Here is a 17,865-nt window from a genome sequence, read left to right on the forward strand (position 1 = left end):
AAAAGTTCAGGAGGAAAAATGGATTCACTAAGAGAATTATTTAAGGTTGGAAATGGACCATCAAGCTCTCATACAATGGGGCCAGAGAGAGCGGCAAAAAGATTTAAGGCAGAAAACCCAAATGCAGCAAGTTACAAAGTAGAGTTATACGGGTCACTTGCATTAACAGGAAAAGGGCACTTAACAGACTATATAATAATAGAAACGTTAAAGCCTAAATCTACAGAAATAGTATGGATGCCAGAGTATGTTCATCCGTATCACACTAACGGTATGAAGTTTATCGCTTTAGATAATGAAGGAAACGAGTTAAATTCTTGGTTAGTATTCTCTGTTGGTGGAGGAACTATAATGGAAGAAGGACAACAAAGACAGGGTGGATCAAGAGTTTATTCTTTTGGAACAATGGCTGAAATTATGTCATGGTGTGAAAAAAATAAAAAAGAATTATGGGAATTTGTTACTGAAAATGAAGGGGAATCAATTTGGTATTTCTTAGATCAAATAAGAACAGCTTTAGAAGCTTCTGTTCAATCAGGACTTTCTAAAAATGGAATTTTACCAGGAACAATAAGATTACAAAGAAGAGCTCAATCGTTCTATAGAAAAGCAAGAAACGATAAATCTAGAGGTGGATTTGTTGGAAGAATATTTGCTTACACATTAGCTGTGTCTGAAGAGAATGGAGGAGGAGGTAGAGTTGTTACTGCCCCTACTTGTGGAGCTGCAGGAGTAATTCCTGGATTAATGTACGCCTTAAAAGAGGAGTATAACTTAACAAATGAAGAAGTATTAAAAGGTCTTGCTATAGCTGGACTAATCGGTAACATTATAAAAGAAAATGCTACAATATCTGGAGCAGAGGGTGGATGTCAAGCAGAAGTTGGATCAGCTTGTGCAATGGCAGCAGCAATGGCATGTTTCATATTAGGTGGATCATTAGAGCAAATCGAATATGCAGCAGAAATGGCATTAGAGCACCACTTAGGATTAACTTGTGACCCAGTTGGAGGATATGTTCAAATACCTTGTATAGAAAGAAACGCAGCGGCGGCAGTAAGAGCTTTAGATGCAGCACAGTATGCTTTATATACAGATGGAAAGCATAGCATTTCTTTTGACCAAGTTGTAAAAACTATGGGAGAAACAGGAAGAGACTTAAAAGAGGAGTATAAAGAAACTTCTCTAGGAGGACTTGCAAAATACCAATTTGATGGGAATTGCTAATAAAACCTTTTGAAAGAGAGAATCTTAGATTCTCTCTTTCTTTATAGTTATAATTTAGGAGGAAAGATGAAGTTAATAGTTGGATTAGGAAATCCTGGAAAAGAATATGAAAGAACAAGACATAATGTTGGATTTGATATAATTGATGAGTTTGCAGAAAAAAATGGATTCAATCCATTTAAAGAAAAGTTTCAAGGATTATTAACAGAAAAAACAGTGAATGGAGAAAAAGTAATTTTATTAAAACCTCAAACATATATGAATTTAAGTGGTAATTCAATAATTCAAGTTGTTAAATTTTATAAAATAGATCCAGTGGAAGATTTAGTTGTTGTTTATGATGATATGGATTTACCTTTAGGAAAATTAAGAGTAAAAATAAATGGAAGTGCTGGCGGTCACAATGGAATAAAATCTATAATATCACATTTAGGTCAGGATTTTATGAGAGTAAAATGTGGAATAGGGAAAGCAAAAAATAAAGATGAAAATATTAATTTTGTTTTAGGTAGGTTTACAAAAGAGGAGTCAGAGGTTGTAAATCCTATGTTTTCAAGTGTGATTTCTTTATTGGATGATGTATTAAAAAACACTCAAATAGACAAAATCATGCAGAAATATAACAAAAAGTAACACAAAAAAGCAAAAAAATAGCTCAAAAAAGTTGTTAAATATAAATAAATATGTTATTCTAACAATGGAATATAGTTTGTTAACTACAAAGGAGGGAATATTTTTATGAAATTCTTCGGATTCAAAGGGGGAGTACATCCACCTGAAAATAAGATCCAAACAGAAAATCAAGCTGTAGAGATTTTAGCAGCACCTAAAATGGTTTTCATCCCACTTCTTCAGCATATAGGGGTTCCTTTAACGCCTTGCGTAGAAATTGGAGAAAGAGTTTTAAAGGGACAAATAATAGCTGATTCAGAAGCTTTTTTATCAGTTCCTGTGCATGCATCAGTAAGTGGTATAGTAAAAAAAATTGAAAACTTACCATTTCCATTGATGGGAAATGTGCAAACAATTGTAATTGAAAATGATGAACAAGAGGAGTGGACAACTCTAGAGAAATTACCAGAGTGGAAAAATTCGACTAAAGAGGAGTTGTTAAAAGCAATAAGATCTAAAGGAATCGTAGGTCTTGGAGGGGCAGCTTTCCCAACGCACGTAAAATTAAATCCACCAGCAGATGTAAAAATAGAGATATTACTACTAAATGGAGCTGAGTGTGAACCATATCTAAACTCTGACAATAGAGTTATGATTGAAGAACCTTCAAAAGTTATAGAGGGTATAAAAATAATGAAACATATACTAAATGTAGATAGTGCTGTTATTGGAATTGAAGATAATAAGCCAGAGGCAATAGAGGCTATGAGAAAAGCTTGCCAAGGGACAAATATAGAAGTTATGCCACTAAAGACTATGTATCCACAAGGTGGAGAGAAATCTTTAATAAAAGCTATATTAAATAAAGAGGTACCTTCAGGAAAGCTACCTTCGGCAGTTGGTGTAGTTGTTAACAATACAACGACAGCAGCAGCGATATATGATGCTATTGTAAATGGATTACCTTTACTAGATAAAGTTGTAACTGTTACTGGAAAAGGAATAGAACAACCTAAAAACTTAAAAGCTGTTATAGGAACACCTATATCATTACTTTTAGAAAATTGTGGGTATAAAGAAGAAGTAGTAGAGAAAATAGTTATGGGTGGACCTATGATGGGTATGGCTCAATTAACTTTAGAGGTACCTGTTATAAAAGGAACTTCAGGATTACTAGCTCTAACGAAAGAAGAAACAAATTATTGTAAGCCAAAAGCTTGTATAGGCTGTGGAAAATGTGTTGATGCATGTCCTATGTCATTAGAACCAATAATGTATGCTAGATTAGCAGAGTTTTCACAATGGGAAGAGATGGCAAAATACCACTTGATGGATTGTATCGAGTGTGGTTCTTGTGCTTACATATGTCCAGCTAATAGACCACTAACAGAAGCAATAAAAATTGGAAAAGCTAAACTTAGAACAATGAAAAAGTAGGAGGAAAAAAGTGGCAAAAATTTTAAAAATGGGGCCATCGCCTCATATCAGAACTAAGGAAACTGTTGATGACGTAATGTACGATGTAATAATAGCATTACTTCCAGCACTTTTAGCAGCATGCTATTTTTTTGGAATTAGAGCAATAGTAGTAACAGCAGTATCTATTTTATCTTGTATGGTAACTGAGTTTGTATGTCAAAAATTAATGAAACAAGATGTACAAATTTTTGATGGAAGTGCTATTATAACAGGAATTTTATACGCTTTTGTAATACCACCATATATGTCTTTAGTGTATGTTATAGTTGGAGCTGTAGTTTCAATAGCTCTAGGAAAAATGGTATTTGGTGGATTAGGGCATAACATATTTAATCCAGCTTTAGTTGGAAGAGCATTTGTTCAAGCATCTTGGCCAGTTGCAATAACAACATTTATGTATGATGATGTTGGAGGAGCTACTCTTTTAGATGCAATGAAAAGAGGTTTATCAACAGATAATGCTTTAATAGAAAGTGGAAATCTTTATTTAAATACATTTATAGGTAGAATGGGGGGTTGTTTAGGAGAAACATCTGTCTTAGCTCTTCTTTTAGGTGGAGCATATTTAATCTATAAAAAGCAAATAGATTGGAAAGTACCAGCAATAATGATTGGAACAGTGTTTGCAGGTTCTCTTATAGCTGGAGCAGACCCATTTTTACATATCTTTTCAGGAGGATTATTTTTAGGAGCATTCTTCATGGCAACAGATATGGTAACTTCACCTCATACGCCAAAAGGAAGAGCTATTTTTGCTTTTGGTATAGGAGTTTTAGTATCATTAATTAGATTTAAAGGTGGTTATCCAGAAGGAGTTGCTTATTCAATTCTTATAATGAATGGATTTGTACCTTTAATTAATAGATATACAAGCCCTAAAAAATTTGGGGAGGTAAAATAATGGAAAGAAATAGATTTGTACATTATGGTATTGTTTTAACACTAATAGCGTCAATCTCTGCTGGAATTTTATCTGTAGTTAACGGAGCAACACAAAAAGTTATAAAGGAAAATGAAAAAGCAGCAGTAAATGCAGCAAGAATAATGGTTTTACCAAAAGCTGAATCATTTGATGAGAATGCAATAGTAAAGGTAGACGAATTAGAATTTATTCCTGGAAATGGATCAAATGGAAAGCCTGTTGGATATGTAGTAACAATTTCTCAGCCAGGTTATGCTGCTAATATAGATTTTGTATTAGGAATTGATAGAAGAGGAAGAGTAACTGGACTAAATATAATAGGAAGTCAGGAAACACCTGGGCTAGGATCAAAAATATTAGATCCAGAGTGGCAAAAGAAAGCTATTGGAAAAGATGCTTCTTATGAATTTAATAAATCAGCAGATGGTTTTGCAGGAGCTACAATATCACCAAATGCTGTTTATACAGGAATTAAAAGAGCTCTAAATAGTTTTAATAGTGGGGTGAATAAAAAATAATGGCAAAATCAAATAAAGAGATATTATTAAATGGAATAATTAAAGAAAATCCAGTATTTGTACTTTTACTTGGACTATGTCCAACACTAGGAGTTACATCATCATCAATAAATGGAATGGCAATGGGACTTGCAACAATGTCAGTAATTGTTTTCTCAAATATGTTAATATCGATGATAAAAAGCTTTATTCCTGATAAAGTTAGAATTCCTGCATTTATAATGGTAATAGCATCATTAGTTACTATAGTTGAGATGGTTATGAAAGCATATTTACCAGATTTATATAAAGTTTTAGGATTATTTATTCCTCTGATTGTTGTTAACTGTATTGTACTTGGTAGAGCTGAAAGTTTTGCATCAAAAAATACGGTATTTAAATCAATATTAGATGGAATTGGAGCAGGATTAGGATTTACATTAGCTCTAACTCTTTTAGGAACAATTAGAGAGATATTAGGAAATGGAACAGCTTTTGGAATATCTGTAACACCAGCTTCATTTACACCAGCTTTAATATTTATCTTAGCACCTGGTGCATTTATAACAATAGGATTTATAATTGCTACTCAGAACTATATTAAAGCTAGAAAGAGTGGGGTGAAATAAAAAATGGATTTTGCAAAAATATTCAGTTTAATAATAACAGCAATTTTTATTCAAAATATAATATTTGCTAAATTTTTAGGAATTTGTCCATTTATGGGAGTTTCTAAAAAAGTTGAGTCATCAATAGGAATGGGTATGGCAGTAACATTTGTTATGTCATTAGCTTCAGGAGTAACATGGACAATTTATAACTATCTATTAGTACCATTACAATTAGAGTATTTACAAACAATAGCTTTTATATTAATAATAGCTTCATTAGTACAATTTGTAGAGATGGCGATTCAAAAGACGTCACCAAATTTATATAAAGCTTTGGGAGTTTTTCTACCGCTTATAACAACAAACTGTGCTGTGTTAGGTATTGCTATTTTAAATATTCAACAAGAGTATAACTTCATAGAGTCTGTTATAAATGGAGCAGCTGTAGCGATTGGATTTACATTAGCTCTAGTATTATTAGCAGGAATAAGAGAAAGAATAGAATATGCAGCTATTCCAGGACCATTTAAAGGAGTTCCTATAGCGTTTATTTCAGCAGGACTTTTAGCAATGGCTTTTATGGGATTCAGCGGAATGCAAATATAGATTGGAGGTAGGTTAATGGAATCAATATTATTTCCTGTTTTATCGTTAGGAGGAACAGGGTTAGCAATGGGACTATTTTTAGCCTATGCTTCTAAGAAGTTTGAAGTGAAGGTTGATGAAAAAGTAGAAGCTATTCAAGGAATACTTCCTGGAATAAATTGTGGAGCATGTGGATATCCAGGATGTTCTGGTTATGCAGAAGCAATTGCTCTAAATGGAGCAGAAATGACAGCATGTTCACCAGGTGGACCAGCAGTTGCATCAGAAATAGCAAAAGTTATGGGAGCTACTGTTGATTTGTCAGGACCTAAAATGGTAGCAAAGTTATTGTGTCAGGGAGATTGTACTAAAACAACAAAGACATATGAATTTGAAGGTGAATTAACAACTTGTTCTGCAATAAATCTATATGCAGGTGGTGATAAATCTTGTAAATACGGTTGCTTAGGATATGGAGATTGTGTTAAGGTTTGTCCAGTAAATGCAATAACAGTTACTGAAAAAGGAATTGTAAATATAGATGAAGAGAAATGTGTATCGTGTAAAAAATGTGTTTCAACATGTCCAAAAAGATTAATAGAGATGTTACCAATGAATAAAAGAGTAACGGTTAATTGCATGTCAAGAGATAAGGGAGTAGTTGCTAGAAAAGCTTGTACAGTAGCATGTATAGCTTGTGGACTTTGTCAGAAAGCCTGTCCAGTAGATGCAATTGAAATAAAAAATAATGTGGCAAGAATAGACCCAGAAAAATGTGTAGAGTGTGGATTATGTGCTGTAAAGTGTCCAACTAAAGCTATAAATAGTGAAGTTAAAGAAATAAAAAAAGCAGAAATAATTGAAGAAAAATGTATTGGATGTACAGCATGTGCTAGAGTTTGTCCAGTTAAATGTATAGAGGGAGAAGTTAAGCAAAAACATAAAATTGATCAATCTAAATGTATAGGTTGCCAATTGTGTTATGATAAGTGCAAATTCTCAGCTATAAAAATTAATATTCAAAATTTATAAAAAAAAGATGAGGATATCCTCATCTTTTATTATTTTACAGCGATAACTTCAATTTCAACCTTAACATCTCTAGGTAATCTAGCAACTTCAACACAAGCTCTAGCAGGTTTAACTTCTCCTAAATATTCAGCATAAACTTCATTAATAGCAGCAAAATCGTTCATATCTTTAATGAAAACTCCAGCTTTAACAACATCTTTTAATGAATATCCAGCTTCTTCTAAAATAGCTTTAACATTTTCTAATGATTGTCTAGTTTGCTCTTTAACATCTTCTGATATAACAGTCATAGTCTCAGGAACAAATGGAATTTGTCCAGAAACGTATAAAGTTCCATTTACTTCAATTGCTTGTGAGTAAGGACCAATAGCTGCAGGAGCTTTACTAGTGTTGATAACTTTCTTCATTATAAATACCTCCCAATTAAATTTAGATAGTTAAATTTTAACATAAAATTATTATATAAACAACCTACAAAATACTAATTTATGGGAGTTATAAAAATTAGTATTGTGAATAAAATCACATTTTTTCATAAAAAAATGTAGAATTAACAAAGTTAAAAAGTAAAATAATGTAAAGTATACATTAAATGTGTTAAACGTGTGTTGAAATGTCTTAAAAATAAACATTAAATTTAAAAAAATACTTTACTTTTTGTAAAGTGTAGAGTATAATTAATTCTGTGAGAAAAAAAGTTAAAATTGACGTATTGTTATTTTTTTAACAAGCATGTCGAAGGAAAGAGGGAAAATGGAATTATTAAAAGGTACAGTGTTATTATTATTGGTTTTAGCATTCTTTACTGGATTTAGCTTAAAAGCACCAAGAGGAATGAAAGCTATGGGTGCTCTAGCAGGAGCAGCAACAGCAAGTTTCCTAGTAGAAGCTTTCCAATTATATGTTGGTGGAGATCTTTTAGGAATTAAGTTTTTAGGAGAGGTTGGAGCCTCAGCAGGATCAATGGGAGGAGTTGCAGCAGCAATTTTAGTACCATTAGCTTTAGGAGTAAGTCCTGTTTATGCAGTTTTATTAGGTGTAGTTTGTGGAGGAATGGGAATCATCCCTGGATTTATCGCCGGATATGTAATGTCATTTATTATTCCTAAGTTAGAGGAAAAAATACCTGACGGTTTAGATTTAATTGTAATTATTTGTTTAGCAGCACCTTTAGGAAGAGGAATAGCTCAGTTTGTTTCTCCTGGAGTTACATTTGCTTTACAAACAATTGGAGATATAATTATTGCTGCGCAATCAGCTAGTCCATATGTAATGGCATTTATCTTAGGAGGAGTTATAACAGTAGTTGCTACAGCTCCAATAAGTTCAATGGCTTTAACAGCAATGTTAGGATTAACTGGTTTACCAATGGCAATAGGAGCATTATCAGTAATGGCTTCATCATTTATGAACTTTGTATTCTTCGATAGAATGAAGTTTGGAGATAGATCAACAACAATAGCTGTTGCTATCGAACCATTAACTCAAGCAGATATAATTTCTGCAAATCCAATTCCAGTATTTACTACTAACTTTATTGGTGGAGGAATAGCTGGTATGATTGTTAACTATTTTGGATTAATTAACAACGCTACAGGAACAGCAACACCAATCGCTGGTTTCGCAGTAATGTTTGGATTCAATCCTGCTAAAGAGGTATTAATTACAGCTGGATTATGTGCTGTAGCTGGTATTGCAACAGGATATATAGGATCAATCGTATTTAAAAATTATAAAATTAAAACTGTTTCTGAAATAAGAGGATAATAGTTATATAAGAAAGTTCCAGTTCTACTGGAACTTTTTTTTACTAAAAATTTGATAAAATATAAAAAATAATGTATACTCATAAAAATGTATAAAAAAATAAAAGGGGGTAAAAAATGAATACAAAAACAAAAGGAAGTTTTAAGGGATTAATTCCTTTTTTAGTTTTCATTGGGTTTTATTTAGGAAGTGGAATTATTTTAGATTCTATGGGCGTAGAGTTAGCTTTTTATCAATTACCAGCTCCAGTTGCTATTTTTCCTGGAATAATTGTAGCATTTTTACTATTTAAAGGTAGTATAAAAGAGAAGTTTGAAACTTTTTTAGAAGGATGTGGGCACCAAGACATTATAACAATGTGTATAATATATCTTTTAGCTGGTGGATTTGCAATTGTGTCAAAGTCTATGGGTGGAGTTGATTCAACAGTAAATTTAGGATTAACTTATGTTCCGTCACACTATATAGCTCCAGGGTTATTTGTAATTGCGGGATTTATTTCAACAGCTACTGGAACATCAGTAGGATCAATTGTATCTTTAGCACCAATAGCAGTAGGATTAGCAGAAAAAAGCGGTGTTTCAATGCCGTTAGTTTTAGCGGCCTTGATGGGTGGAGCAATGTTTGGAGATAATCTTTCGATAATTTCTGATACGACAATTGCTGCAACAAGAACTCAAGGTGTTGAAATGAAAGATAAATTTAGAGTAAATATAAAAATAGCAGCACCAGCAGCAATTTTAACATTAATACTTTTAATAGTTTTTGGAAAACCAGAAATAGCGCCAGAAACTGGAGTTTATGTTTTTAATATAGTAAAAGTATTGCCATATATATTTGTTTTAACTTTATCTCTGATTGGTATAAATGTTTTTGTTGTATTAACAGCAGGAATAGCACTATCAGGAGCTATAGGATTATTCTATGGTGATTTTACTTGGTTAGGATATGCAAAAGAGATTTACAATGGATTTACTGGAATGACAGAGATATTTTTATTATCTCTTTTAACAGGTGGATTAGCATCATTAGTAACTAAAGCTGGTGGTGTAGATTGGATAATGAATACAATTGAAAAAAGAATAAAGGGTGTTAAAAGTGCTCAAATGGGAATGGCTTTGTTAGTAACATTAACAGATATGGCTGTAGCTAACAATACTGTGGCTATCATTATAAATGGACCAATAGCCAAGAAAATATCTGATAGATATGGAGTAGATCCTAAGAAAAGTGCTTCTGTTTTAGATATATTTTCATGTATCGCTCAAGGAGCAATCCCTTATGGAGCTCAAATGCTTATAATGCTAAGCTTTGCAGGAGGAAAAGTTTCTCCATTTGATATAATACCATTATTATGGTATCAAATGATATTAGCCATATTTACAATAGGATATATTTTTTATAATCCAAAAGAATCATAAAAAGGAAGATGTCAAATGTCAGTTTCTAAAAATTATCTTTACAATGTTTTACTAATAATAAGTAATACAATATTTCCAATAATAACATTTCCTTATATTTCTAGGGTATTAATGCCAGAATATTTAGGGAAAGTATATTTTGTACAAGGAGTTGTAGCTTATTTTTTAATACTTTCAGTATTAGGAGCTCCAAATTATGGAATAAAAGAGTTATCGAAGGCTAAAGGGATAGGCGATTGGTTAGAGTTCAAAAAAATATTTACTGAATTATTTATAATGACAATTTTAAGTAGTATAGGATCTTTAATTCTTTTATTAGCTACAGTTCAATTATATGGAAAATTTTATCAAGAAAAATTAATATTCTATATTTTTGCAATTCAAGTTTTGTTTGAATGTTTTCATATAAATCATTTTTTTATTGTTATGGAAAATCATAAGAGAAGATTAATAAGATCATTTACAATTAGAATTTTATCATTAGGATTTTTATTTTATTTTATAAAAACACCGAATGATTATTATTTGTATGCTTTGCTATTAGTTATTCCAGAAGTATTAGCAAGAGTTATAGATGTTATCAGTGTAAGAAAATATTTTTACTTTAAAGATTTAAATTTTAAAAGGCATACGAATAGCATGTTTATAATTTTTCTATATATTTTTACAATTGGAATATATGGAAGTATTGATACAACAATGCTAGGAATTATGATAAATGATATTGAAGTTGGATTATATACAGCAGCCGTTAAGATGTATAAAATGGTTTTACCAGTAATTTTGACTTTAGGAACAGTACTATCTCCAAGAATTATTGGAGCTATAAAGAGAAAAGAGAAAGAAAATATCTATAAAAATATGGATATTTTTATAGATTATTGTTTTATAGTTGGAGTTCCAGCTACTTTACTTATGATGCTTTTAGCTAGAGAGTTTACACTTTTGTTTTCTGGACCAGATTTTAAAGGAGCTATAGAGACGATGATAATAATGTCGCCATGTTTAGGTTTTTTAGCCTTAGGTACTTTTATTGGTGGACAAGTTATGCTACCGAATGATTTGGAAAAAGATATATTGATAATTTCTATATTTGGAGTATTTTTAAATATAGGATTAAATTATTTTTTAATTCCAGCTTATTTAAGAAATGGAGCAGCATTAGCAACATTAATTACTGAAGTAATAGTTGCATTAATTAAAATTGGTAAAATGAAAAAATTATATGTTGATTATAAAATTTTAACAAAAGATAGAGTTTTAACAGTTTTCGTAGGAGTTGTAATATCTTACGGTATTTATTTAAAAATTGGATATATCAGAGAGTTTGGAAATTTAATAACTTTATTAATAATTCCTATGTTATATGGAATTATATATTTTTTAATATTGATTCTTTTAAAAAATAAAAGAATTTTAAGTTGGCTTGTATTTATAAAAAAAAGATTGCATATTTAGTGCAATCTTTTTTATTTATACATTTTATCTAAGTTTTCCTTAAGTTTTGAGATACTGTTATTATTTAAGTGAACAATTGGTATATTTTGAGTTTTACAAACTTTATTACAATTATTCAAAAGATTATGACTAACTAAGTTAGTAAAAATTATGCACATTTCACAGTTTTTAATTTTTTTACAAAAATTAGGACATTGAGTATTGTAAACTTTTCCTTTTAAATTATAAGATTTTAATAATTCTAAATATTCTCTTTCTCCTCTTTTTAGGCCACCAACAATAGCAATCATTTCTTTACCTCCCCTTTTTATGAAACTTTGATATTTTCTTTGTTTTTAAATTGTATATATCTATCACACTGCTTTTTTCGATCGTATCCCAACATAATACCAAGAATAAAATCCTCTTCAGGTGAATATTCGGATAAGTTAGATTTGTTAATTTTTTTAATAACGTTAATACAAGAATCATCTCCAAAAAAGACGTTGTATCTTCCATTTTTTATTTTATATATTTTATAAGCTATATTTTTTGAATTTAATCTATTTTCTACAAAACTTAGTAAGTCTTCAGAAATAGTATGTAAAATAAGATTTCTTATTCCTTTTTCAAATTCATATATGTGATGAATAAAAACTTGCATAAACTACCTCCAAAAATTTGATATAAAAATATTAACATAATAAACTTTATATGTCAATTATTTTTATAATCAAAATATTTTTATAAAAAAGTAAAGTGGCTAGCCACTTTACTTTTTAAATATTAAACTTTCTATAATTTTTGTCATTCCACTATTATTATTAGAAGTTGAAATAAATTTACAAATATCTTTTATTTCTGGTTTTGCATTTTCAACACAAGTAGGCATTCCAGCTACTTTAAGCATTGGAATATCATTATAAGAATCTCCAACGACAATTATTTCATCCTGATGTATTCCTAATTTATTAGCCAATTTTAGAAGTGAACTGCCTTTATCAACACCTAATTTAGTAACTTCTAAGAAAAAAGGTTTTGATATAGCAATAGAAAATTGATTTCCAAGTTCACTGTTTAATTTTTTTTCTACTTGTTTTAAATATTCTGGTTCTTCTAACATAATACATTTAACACAATCTTTATCAACTGTAGCTTTAAAATTTTTAACTTTTTCAAAAGGCATTTTAGTTAACTCAACCTCGACTTCAATATATGAGCTATAATCTTCAGAAATAATTGAGTCATCTAAATAAGTTATTATTTCAACATTATTATTTTTACTAAAATCATAGAGAAGATGAATCTCATCTTTAGTAAGAGTTTCTTCTAAAATATTCTTACCAGTTTTACAATTGGTTATAATAGAGCCATTATAAGAAAGAATGTAACTACCAAATTTATCTAATTTTAATTCTTGTGCTAAGTCTCTCATTGCGTACGTTGGCCTTCCAGAAGCAAGAACAAATATAACCCCATTTTCCTGTGCTTTCATTATAGACTCTTTATCTTTATCAGAGACTTTTCCTTGTGAATTTAAAAGTGTATCATCAAGATCGGTAACAATCATTTTATATTTCATTTCTATCCTCCAAAAGTTTTGCAAAAAGTTTAACTCCTTCAAGAAGAACTTTTTCATCAAAATTAAAAGAAGAGCTATGTAACGGTGAAATAAAATTTTGTTTTTTATTTTTAGTACCTAATAGAAAAAATATTCCAGGAACTTTTTCTTGATAAAAAGCAAAATCTTCAGCTAAAGCTAAGGTTTCTCCTTGAATGAAATTAAAGTTCTGAGAAATTTTTAAAAAATTCTTATAAAGAATATTATCATTTATAACTGGTGGGTAAAGAACTCTAAATTCATCAACCACTTTAATATCAAAAGCTGCTTCTATTCCGTTATGTATTTCTTTCATTCTTTTTATTATTAGTTCAGTGTCTTCTTGAGAATATGCTCTAATTGTACCATAAAAATCTATAGAGTTAGATATTATATTCCGAGCTGTTCCACCACTTATTTTACCAACTGTTATAACACCTGCATTAAACGGAGAAAGATTTCTAGAAATTATGCTTTGATAAGAATCTATAATTTTAGTGAAAGGTATAAGAGGATCGTTTGTTTTTTGTGGCATTCCTCCATGACCTCCCTTACCAATAACTTTACAATCAAACTCCGTAGCTTGTGCAAAGAAAGGTCCAGCTTTAGTTGAAATGGTCCCTTCTTCTAAATCTGGAAACAAATGAAAAGAGTAGATTTCTTTAACGTGAAATTTTTCTAAAATTCCAGTCTCGCATATAAATTTAGCTCCACCTGGACCTTCTTCAGCAGGTTGAAATATTAATAAAATACTATAGTTTTGTTTTGCTTTTGTTGTTAGGTATTTAGCAAAGGCTAAGAGGGTAGCTGTATGGCCGTCATGTCCACATGCATGCATAAAGCCAGTATGTTTTGAAGAAAATGTACAATTACTTTCTTCTTGAATTGCAAGTGCATCTATATCAGCTCTAAAGGCAATACACTCTTTTTTTGTTCCAGGAATATATAGATAAACACCAGTTTCACAAATTGTATTTGGAGAATATCCCATATCTTTTAGTGCGTTTATTATGTATTTTTGAGTTTTAAACTCTTTAAAGCCTACTTCAGGTATTTGATGTAGGTCTCTTCTATATTTTATAACTTCATTCAATAAGAAATTCATAACTACCTCCCGTATAAATAATTAATTAATAATAATATTATTTTTTTATAAAAACAAATATAAAAAATAAAAATTCATAATATATGAATCTATATTGAAATATAAATTTTTAAAAAACAAACTATATTTAATAAAAATAATGAACAAAAAAAATAAAAAATTGATAAATTAAAAATCATATTTAAAAGAAGTAAAATATAGAAAATAAAGTAAGAGGTGAAATTTTTATGAGAGTAGTATTAAAGTATGGTGGAAGTTCAGTAGCGACTTTAGAAAGAATATCTAAAATAGCTAATTATATAAAAGAATTAAAAGAAAAGATTGATGAAATAGTTATAGTAGTTTCAGCAATGGGGAAAACAACAGATGAATTATTAAAAAAAGCGTATTCTTTAACTGAAACTCCTAATAAAAGAGAGATAGATATGTTAATAAGCACGGGAGAACAACAAAGTGCAGCACTATTATCATTAGCTTTAAACTCGATAGGGTGTGACGCTGTATCTTATACAGGATATCAAATAGGATTAAAAACAATTGGGGAATATGGAAATAGCGAAATTATAAGTATAGATAAAAATTTTTTAGAAAAACAATTGAAAGAGCAGAAAGTAGTTATAGTAGCTGGATTTCAAGGCGTTAATGCCAATGGAGATATAACGACCTTAGGAAGAGGCGGTTCAGATACAACAGCGGTAGCTTTAGCTGGGATTTTAGGTTGTGAATGTAGAATTTATACAGATGTAGATGGAGTTTATACAGATGATCCGAGAAAAAATAATTTAGCTACTAAAATTGAAAAAATATCTTATGATGATATGGAAAAAATGTCAAAAAATGGAGCTAAAATAATGGAGACAAAAGCAGTAATAATGGGGAAAAAATATAAGGTTCCAATTTTTGTAGGTGAAAGTTTAGGAAGTGAAAAAGGAACTTATATAGTTGAATAAACAGAAAAAATAAAAAATGAATTGAAATTTTTATCCATAGAAGATAAGATAAAAGGAAGATAGTGAATGAAGCTATTTAATCACAACTTAGTAATGGAGGGTAGCCAATGTTTAAAGGATCAGGAGTAGCACTAATTACACCATTTAATGAAGATATGAGTGTGAATTATTTAAAAGTATCAGAATTAGTAGAATATCATTGTGAAAATAATACAGATGCTCTTATAATTTTAGGAACAACAGGGGAAGCAAGTACACTTACGGATGATGAAAAAGTTAAAATTGTAGAAACTGTACTAGAAGCAAATAAAAAGAGACTACCTATAATAGTTGGAGCAGGTAGTAATAATACAATCCAAGCAATTGAAATGTCGAAAAAGTATGAAAAGTTGGGTGTTGATGGATTATTGTTAGTAACTCCTTACTATAATAAAGGAAATGAAGATGGAATATATAAACATTTTGTTTCTATAGCTGAGTTTGTGAATCTTCCAATAATGTTGTACAACGTTCCTGGAAGAACAGGAGTTAATTTATCGATTAGTTTGTTAAAAAAATTAGCTAAACATAAAAATATAGTAGCTTTAAAAGAAGCTAGTGGAGATATATCTTATGCATGTGAAGTTGCAAGATTAGTTCCAGAACTAGCACTATATTCAGGAAATGATGATATAACTATTCCTTTAATGTCGATAGGAGCTATCGGAACAGTTTCGGTTTTAGCTAATATAGAGCCTAAGGTAGTTCATAATATGGTTGAAAATTTTTTTAATGGTGATGTAAAAGAAGCTCAAAGATTACAATTAAAATATAACGGATTAGTTAAATCGTTATTTTTAGAAGTTAATCCAATTCCAGTAAAAGAAGCGATGAATATTTTAGGGAAAAATGTTGGGAAATGTCGTTTACCTTTAGGTGATATGGAAGAGAAAAATATAATTATATTAAAAAAAGAGTTAGAAGAAGTGGGTGAAATAGTTTGAAAATAGCTATCCACGGAACAGGAACGATGGGAAAAATTATTCGAGATGTTGGTGACGATAAAATAGTTGCTTTTGTAGATGATATTGAAGAAATAGATATAAATGAAAAAATAGATGTTATTATAGATTTTTCACATTTTAGTAAATTAAATGATTTATTAGATAGATGTGCAGAGAGAAACTATCCCTTAGTAATAGCAACAACAGGTTATAGTGGTGAAACTTTAGAAAAAATTGTAGAAACTTCGAAGAAAATACCGATACTATTATCGTCGAATACTTCTTTAGGTATAAATGCTATAAATAGCATATTGGAAAAATTGGTTCCAAGATTAGAAGAAAATTTTGATATAGAAATAATAGAAAAACATCATAATAAAAAAATAGATTCACCTAGTGGAACTGCAATTACTCTTTTAAAAACAATCCAAAACTCTTTACATGAAAAATATGATGTTGTTTATGGAAGAGAAGGGATGGCTAAAAGAGAAAAGAAAGAGATTGGAGTTCACGCAGTAAGAGGCGGAACGATTGTAGGAGAACATACAATCATTTTTGCAGGAGAAGATGAAATTATAGAGATATCGCATAAAGCTTTATCGAAAAAAATATTTGCAGTTGGTGCATTAAAATGTGCTGATTTTATTATAGGTAAGCAACCTAGATTATATACAATGAAAGATATCTTTAAATAGGAGAGTGACATAAAATGAGACTAGAAACAGCTGAAGAATTGATAAATTTTATAAAAAATTCGCAAAAGAAAACTTTAACTAAAGCTTATATAAATGGAGTTATAGATTTTAAAAATGAAAATATTTTTGTTTTTAAAGGTGAAGAGGGAAGTATTTTAATTGGAGATTGGAAAGAGATTGAAGAAGTGATACAAAAAAATAAAAAAAGTATAACAAACTTTTTTATAGAAAATATTGCTAGAAATTCTGGTGTTCCACTTCTTGATACTAAAAATATAAATGCAAGAATTGAACCAGGTGCTATAATAAGAGATAAAGTAAAAATAGGTGACAATGCTGTTATAATGATGGGCGCTGTAATAAATATAGGAGCAGAAATCGGAGAAGGAACTATGATAGATATGAATGTGGTACTGGGTGGAAGAGCTATTGTAGGAAAAAGATGTCATATCGGTGCTGGAACAGTGTTGGCTGGAGTAATAGAGCCACCATCAGCTCAACCAGTGGTAATAGAAGATGACGTTATGATAGGTGCTAATGCAGTTGTTATAGAGGGTGTAAGAGTTGGAAAAGGAGCAGTAGTAGCAGCTGGAGCTATTGTGTTACAAGATGTTCCTGAAGGAGCAGTAGTAGCGGGAAATCCTGCTAAAATAATAAAGCTAAAAGATGAGAAGACAACTGAAAAAACAAAACTGGTTGATGATTTAAGAAAATAAAATGAAAAAAATTTAAAGATAGAAAGTCTAAAACTTTCTATCTTTTTTTTATGTCTAATAAAAAAAATAAAAAAATTTTTAAAAAAATAAAAAAAGTAGTTGACGAAGTTTAAAAATTATGGTACTATTATTTTTGTCAGCGGGAAACACCGCAGACGAAAGTTAAAAGATAAGGACATTAACAACCGAATAGAGAAAATAGTCAGAAGTTATGAAAATAACAAAA

At 30.1% G+C, this 17,865-nt stretch carries 20 protein-coding genes; 15 read left to right on the forward strand and 5 right to left on the reverse strand.

Annotation, left to right across the window (positions count from 1 at the left end; all coding sequences use genetic code 11):
- Nucleotides 1-18: 18 nt before the first annotated feature.
- The 8 genes from Q0V08_RS03185 (at nt 19) to Q0V08_RS03220 (ending at nt 6,965) form a co-directional block, all read left to right on the forward strand.
- Complete coding sequence (locus tag Q0V08_RS03185; protein ID WP_023050787.1) at nt 19-1,227, forward strand: L-serine ammonia-lyase; 1,209 nt, start codon at nt 19-21, stop codon at nt 1,225-1,227.
- A gap of 66 nt (nt 1,228-1,293) precedes the next feature.
- Nucleotides 1,294-1,860 (forward strand): aminoacyl-tRNA hydrolase, encoded by a 567-nt coding sequence (pth, locus tag Q0V08_RS03190; protein WP_297432020.1) that lies wholly within the window; start codon nt 1,294-1,296, stop codon nt 1,858-1,860.
- 105 nt (nt 1,861-1,965) lie between these two features.
- A complete protein-coding gene (gene rsxC / locus Q0V08_RS03195; protein ID WP_297432022.1) occupies nt 1,966-3,276 on the forward strand; it encodes an electron transport complex subunit RsxC in 1,311 nt (436 codons plus the stop codon).
- Nucleotides 3,277-3,286: 10 nt separating this feature from the next.
- On the forward strand, nt 3,287-4,219 hold the full coding sequence (locus Q0V08_RS03200) for an RnfABCDGE type electron transport complex subunit D (protein WP_297432024.1): 933 nt from the start codon (nt 3,287-3,289) through the stop codon (nt 4,217-4,219).
- On the forward strand, nt 4,219-4,758 hold the full coding sequence (locus Q0V08_RS03205; RefSeq protein WP_023050791.1) for an RnfABCDGE type electron transport complex subunit G: 540 nt from the start codon (nt 4,219-4,221) through the stop codon (nt 4,756-4,758). The genes Q0V08_RS03200 and Q0V08_RS03205 overlap by 1 nt, the downstream gene beginning before the upstream one ends.
- On the forward strand, nt 4,758-5,366 hold the full coding sequence (locus Q0V08_RS03210) for an electron transport complex subunit E (protein WP_023050792.1): 609 nt from the start codon (nt 4,758-4,760) through the stop codon (nt 5,364-5,366). The genes Q0V08_RS03205 and Q0V08_RS03210 overlap by 1 nt, the downstream gene beginning before the upstream one ends.
- A 3-nt stretch (nt 5,367-5,369) precedes the next feature.
- Nucleotides 5,370-5,954 carry an electron transport complex subunit RsxA gene (rsxA, locus tag Q0V08_RS03215; RefSeq protein WP_023050793.1) on the forward strand — a complete coding sequence of 195 codons (585 nt, stop codon included), beginning with the start codon at nt 5,370-5,372 and terminating at the stop codon, nt 5,952-5,954.
- Between the two features lie 15 nt (nt 5,955-5,969).
- Entirely contained in the window at nt 5,970-6,965 is a 996-nt protein-coding gene (locus Q0V08_RS03220; protein WP_297432028.1) for an RnfABCDGE type electron transport complex subunit B, read from the forward strand.
- A gap of 29 nt (nt 6,966-6,994) precedes the next feature.
- On the opposite strand, the gene Q0V08_RS03225 is transcribed toward Q0V08_RS03220, so the two are convergent.
- On the reverse strand, nt 6,995-7,372 hold the full coding sequence (locus tag Q0V08_RS03225; protein ID WP_297432030.1) for a RidA family protein: 378 nt from the start codon (nt 7,370-7,372) through the stop codon (nt 6,995-6,997).
- Nucleotides 7,373-7,718: 346 nt separating this feature from the next.
- On the opposite strand from Q0V08_RS03225, the gene Q0V08_RS03230 reads away from it, so the two are divergent.
- From Q0V08_RS03230 to Q0V08_RS03240, 3 genes are all read left to right on the forward strand, one after another.
- Nucleotides 7,719-8,732 (forward strand): PTS sugar transporter subunit IIC, encoded by a 1,014-nt coding sequence (locus Q0V08_RS03230; RefSeq protein WP_297432032.1) that lies wholly within the window; start codon nt 7,719-7,721, stop codon nt 8,730-8,732.
- Nucleotides 8,733-8,848: 116 nt separating this feature from the next.
- The gene (locus tag Q0V08_RS03235) at nt 8,849-10,153 is read left to right on the forward strand and encodes a Na+/H+ antiporter NhaC family protein (RefSeq protein WP_297432034.1); all 1,305 of its coding nucleotides are present in this window, start codon (nt 8,849-8,851) and stop codon (nt 10,151-10,153) included.
- A gap of 15 nt (nt 10,154-10,168) precedes the next feature.
- Complete coding sequence (locus Q0V08_RS03240) at nt 10,169-11,611, forward strand: flippase (protein WP_297432036.1); 1,443 nt, start codon at nt 10,169-10,171, stop codon at nt 11,609-11,611.
- 11 nt (nt 11,612-11,622) lie between these two features.
- On the opposite strand, the gene Q0V08_RS03245 is transcribed toward Q0V08_RS03240, so the two are convergent.
- The 4 genes from Q0V08_RS03245 to Q0V08_RS03260 form a co-directional block, all read right to left on the reverse strand.
- Nucleotides 11,623-11,901: a DUF2325 domain-containing protein gene (locus Q0V08_RS03245; protein WP_023050799.1), complete on the reverse strand. Its 279-nt coding sequence runs from the start codon at nt 11,899-11,901 to the stop codon at nt 11,623-11,625.
- A 17-nt stretch (nt 11,902-11,918) separates the two neighbouring features.
- On the reverse strand, nt 11,919-12,254 hold the full coding sequence (locus Q0V08_RS03250) for a DUF2023 family protein (RefSeq protein WP_297432039.1): 336 nt from the start codon (nt 12,252-12,254) through the stop codon (nt 11,919-11,921).
- 108 nt (nt 12,255-12,362) lie between these two features.
- Entirely contained in the window at nt 12,363-13,172 is an 810-nt protein-coding gene (locus tag Q0V08_RS03255) for a Cof-type HAD-IIB family hydrolase (RefSeq protein WP_297432041.1), read from the reverse strand.
- The gene (locus Q0V08_RS03260) at nt 13,162-14,295 is read right to left on the reverse strand and encodes a M20 family metallopeptidase (RefSeq protein ID WP_297432043.1); all 1,134 of its coding nucleotides are present in this window, start codon (nt 14,293-14,295) and stop codon (nt 13,162-13,164) included. The genes Q0V08_RS03255 and Q0V08_RS03260 overlap by 11 nt, the downstream gene beginning before the upstream one ends.
- Nucleotides 14,296-14,522: 227 nt before the next feature.
- Between Q0V08_RS03260 and Q0V08_RS03265 the strand changes: the two genes are divergently transcribed.
- The 4 genes from Q0V08_RS03265 to dapD all read left to right on the forward strand — a co-directional run bounded on the left by Q0V08_RS03265 (nt 14,523) and on the right by dapD (nt 17,639).
- Nucleotides 14,523-15,245 carry a hypothetical protein gene (locus tag Q0V08_RS03265; protein ID WP_297432045.1) on the forward strand — a complete coding sequence of 241 codons (723 nt, stop codon included), beginning with the start codon at nt 14,523-14,525 and terminating at the stop codon, nt 15,243-15,245.
- Between the two features lie 107 nt (nt 15,246-15,352).
- Nucleotides 15,353-16,228 (forward strand): 4-hydroxy-tetrahydrodipicolinate synthase, encoded by an 876-nt coding sequence (dapA, locus tag Q0V08_RS03270; RefSeq protein ID WP_297432046.1) that lies wholly within the window; start codon nt 15,353-15,355, stop codon nt 16,226-16,228.
- Nucleotides 16,225-16,923, forward strand: coding sequence for a 4-hydroxy-tetrahydrodipicolinate reductase (dapB, locus tag Q0V08_RS03275; RefSeq protein ID WP_297432048.1), 699 nt, complete (start codon nt 16,225-16,227; stop codon nt 16,921-16,923). Before dapA ends, dapB begins: the two co-directional genes overlap by 4 nt.
- Before the next feature lie 14 nt (nt 16,924-16,937).
- Nucleotides 16,938-17,639: a 2,3,4,5-tetrahydropyridine-2,6-dicarboxylate N-acetyltransferase gene (dapD, locus tag Q0V08_RS03280; protein ID WP_297432050.1), complete on the forward strand. Its 702-nt coding sequence runs from the start codon at nt 16,938-16,940 to the stop codon at nt 17,637-17,639.
- Nucleotides 17,640-17,865 lie beyond the last annotated feature (226 nt).

Source organism: uncultured Cetobacterium sp., from assembly GCF_947038635.1.
Taxonomy (GTDB): domain Bacteria; phylum Fusobacteriota; class Fusobacteriia; order Fusobacteriales; family Fusobacteriaceae; genus Cetobacterium_A.

Bases quoted from the DNA above. Each gene is read 5' to 3' on its own strand.
- Q0V08_RS03250 (WP_297432039.1), bottom strand. From the start codon at position 12,254: ATGCAAGTTTTTATTCATCACATATATGAATTTGAAAAAGGAATAAGA.
- dapD (WP_297432050.1), top strand. From the start codon at position 16,938: ATGAGACTAGAAACAGCTGAAGAATTGATAAATTTTATAAAAAATTCG.
- Q0V08_RS03255 (WP_297432041.1), bottom strand. From the start codon at position 13,172: ATGAAATATAAAATGATTGTTACCGATCTTGATGATACACTTTTAAAT.
- Q0V08_RS03260 (WP_297432043.1), bottom strand. From the start codon at position 14,295: ATGAATTTCTTATTGAATGAAGTTATAAAATATAGAAGAGACCTACAT.
- Q0V08_RS03185 (WP_023050787.1), top strand. From the start codon at position 19: ATGGATTCACTAAGAGAATTATTTAAGGTTGGAAATGGACCATCAAGC.
- Q0V08_RS03210 (WP_023050792.1), top strand. From the start codon at position 4,758: ATGGCAAAATCAAATAAAGAGATATTATTAAATGGAATAATTAAAGAA.
- Q0V08_RS03235 (WP_297432034.1), top strand. From the start codon at position 8,849: ATGAATACAAAAACAAAAGGAAGTTTTAAGGGATTAATTCCTTTTTTA.
- rsxC (WP_297432022.1), top strand. From the start codon at position 1,966: ATGAAATTCTTCGGATTCAAAGGGGGAGTACATCCACCTGAAAATAAG.
- Q0V08_RS03220 (WP_297432028.1), top strand. From the start codon at position 5,970: ATGGAATCAATATTATTTCCTGTTTTATCGTTAGGAGGAACAGGGTTA.
- Q0V08_RS03205 (WP_023050791.1), top strand. From the start codon at position 4,219: ATGGAAAGAAATAGATTTGTACATTATGGTATTGTTTTAACACTAATA.
- Q0V08_RS03240 (WP_297432036.1), top strand. From the start codon at position 10,169: ATGTCAGTTTCTAAAAATTATCTTTACAATGTTTTACTAATAATAAGT.
- Q0V08_RS03225 (WP_297432030.1), bottom strand. From the start codon at position 7,372: ATGAAGAAAGTTATCAACACTAGTAAAGCTCCTGCAGCTATTGGTCCT.
- Q0V08_RS03265 (WP_297432045.1), top strand. From the start codon at position 14,523: ATGAGAGTAGTATTAAAGTATGGTGGAAGTTCAGTAGCGACTTTAGAA.
- Q0V08_RS03245 (WP_023050799.1), bottom strand. From the start codon at position 11,901: ATGATTGCTATTGTTGGTGGCCTAAAAAGAGGAGAAAGAGAATATTTA.
- Q0V08_RS03230 (WP_297432032.1), top strand. From the start codon at position 7,719: ATGGAATTATTAAAAGGTACAGTGTTATTATTATTGGTTTTAGCATTC.
- pth (WP_297432020.1), top strand. From the start codon at position 1,294: ATGAAGTTAATAGTTGGATTAGGAAATCCTGGAAAAGAATATGAAAGA.
- dapA (WP_297432046.1), top strand. From the start codon at position 15,353: ATGTTTAAAGGATCAGGAGTAGCACTAATTACACCATTTAATGAAGAT.
- rsxA (WP_023050793.1), top strand. From the start codon at position 5,370: ATGGATTTTGCAAAAATATTCAGTTTAATAATAACAGCAATTTTTATT.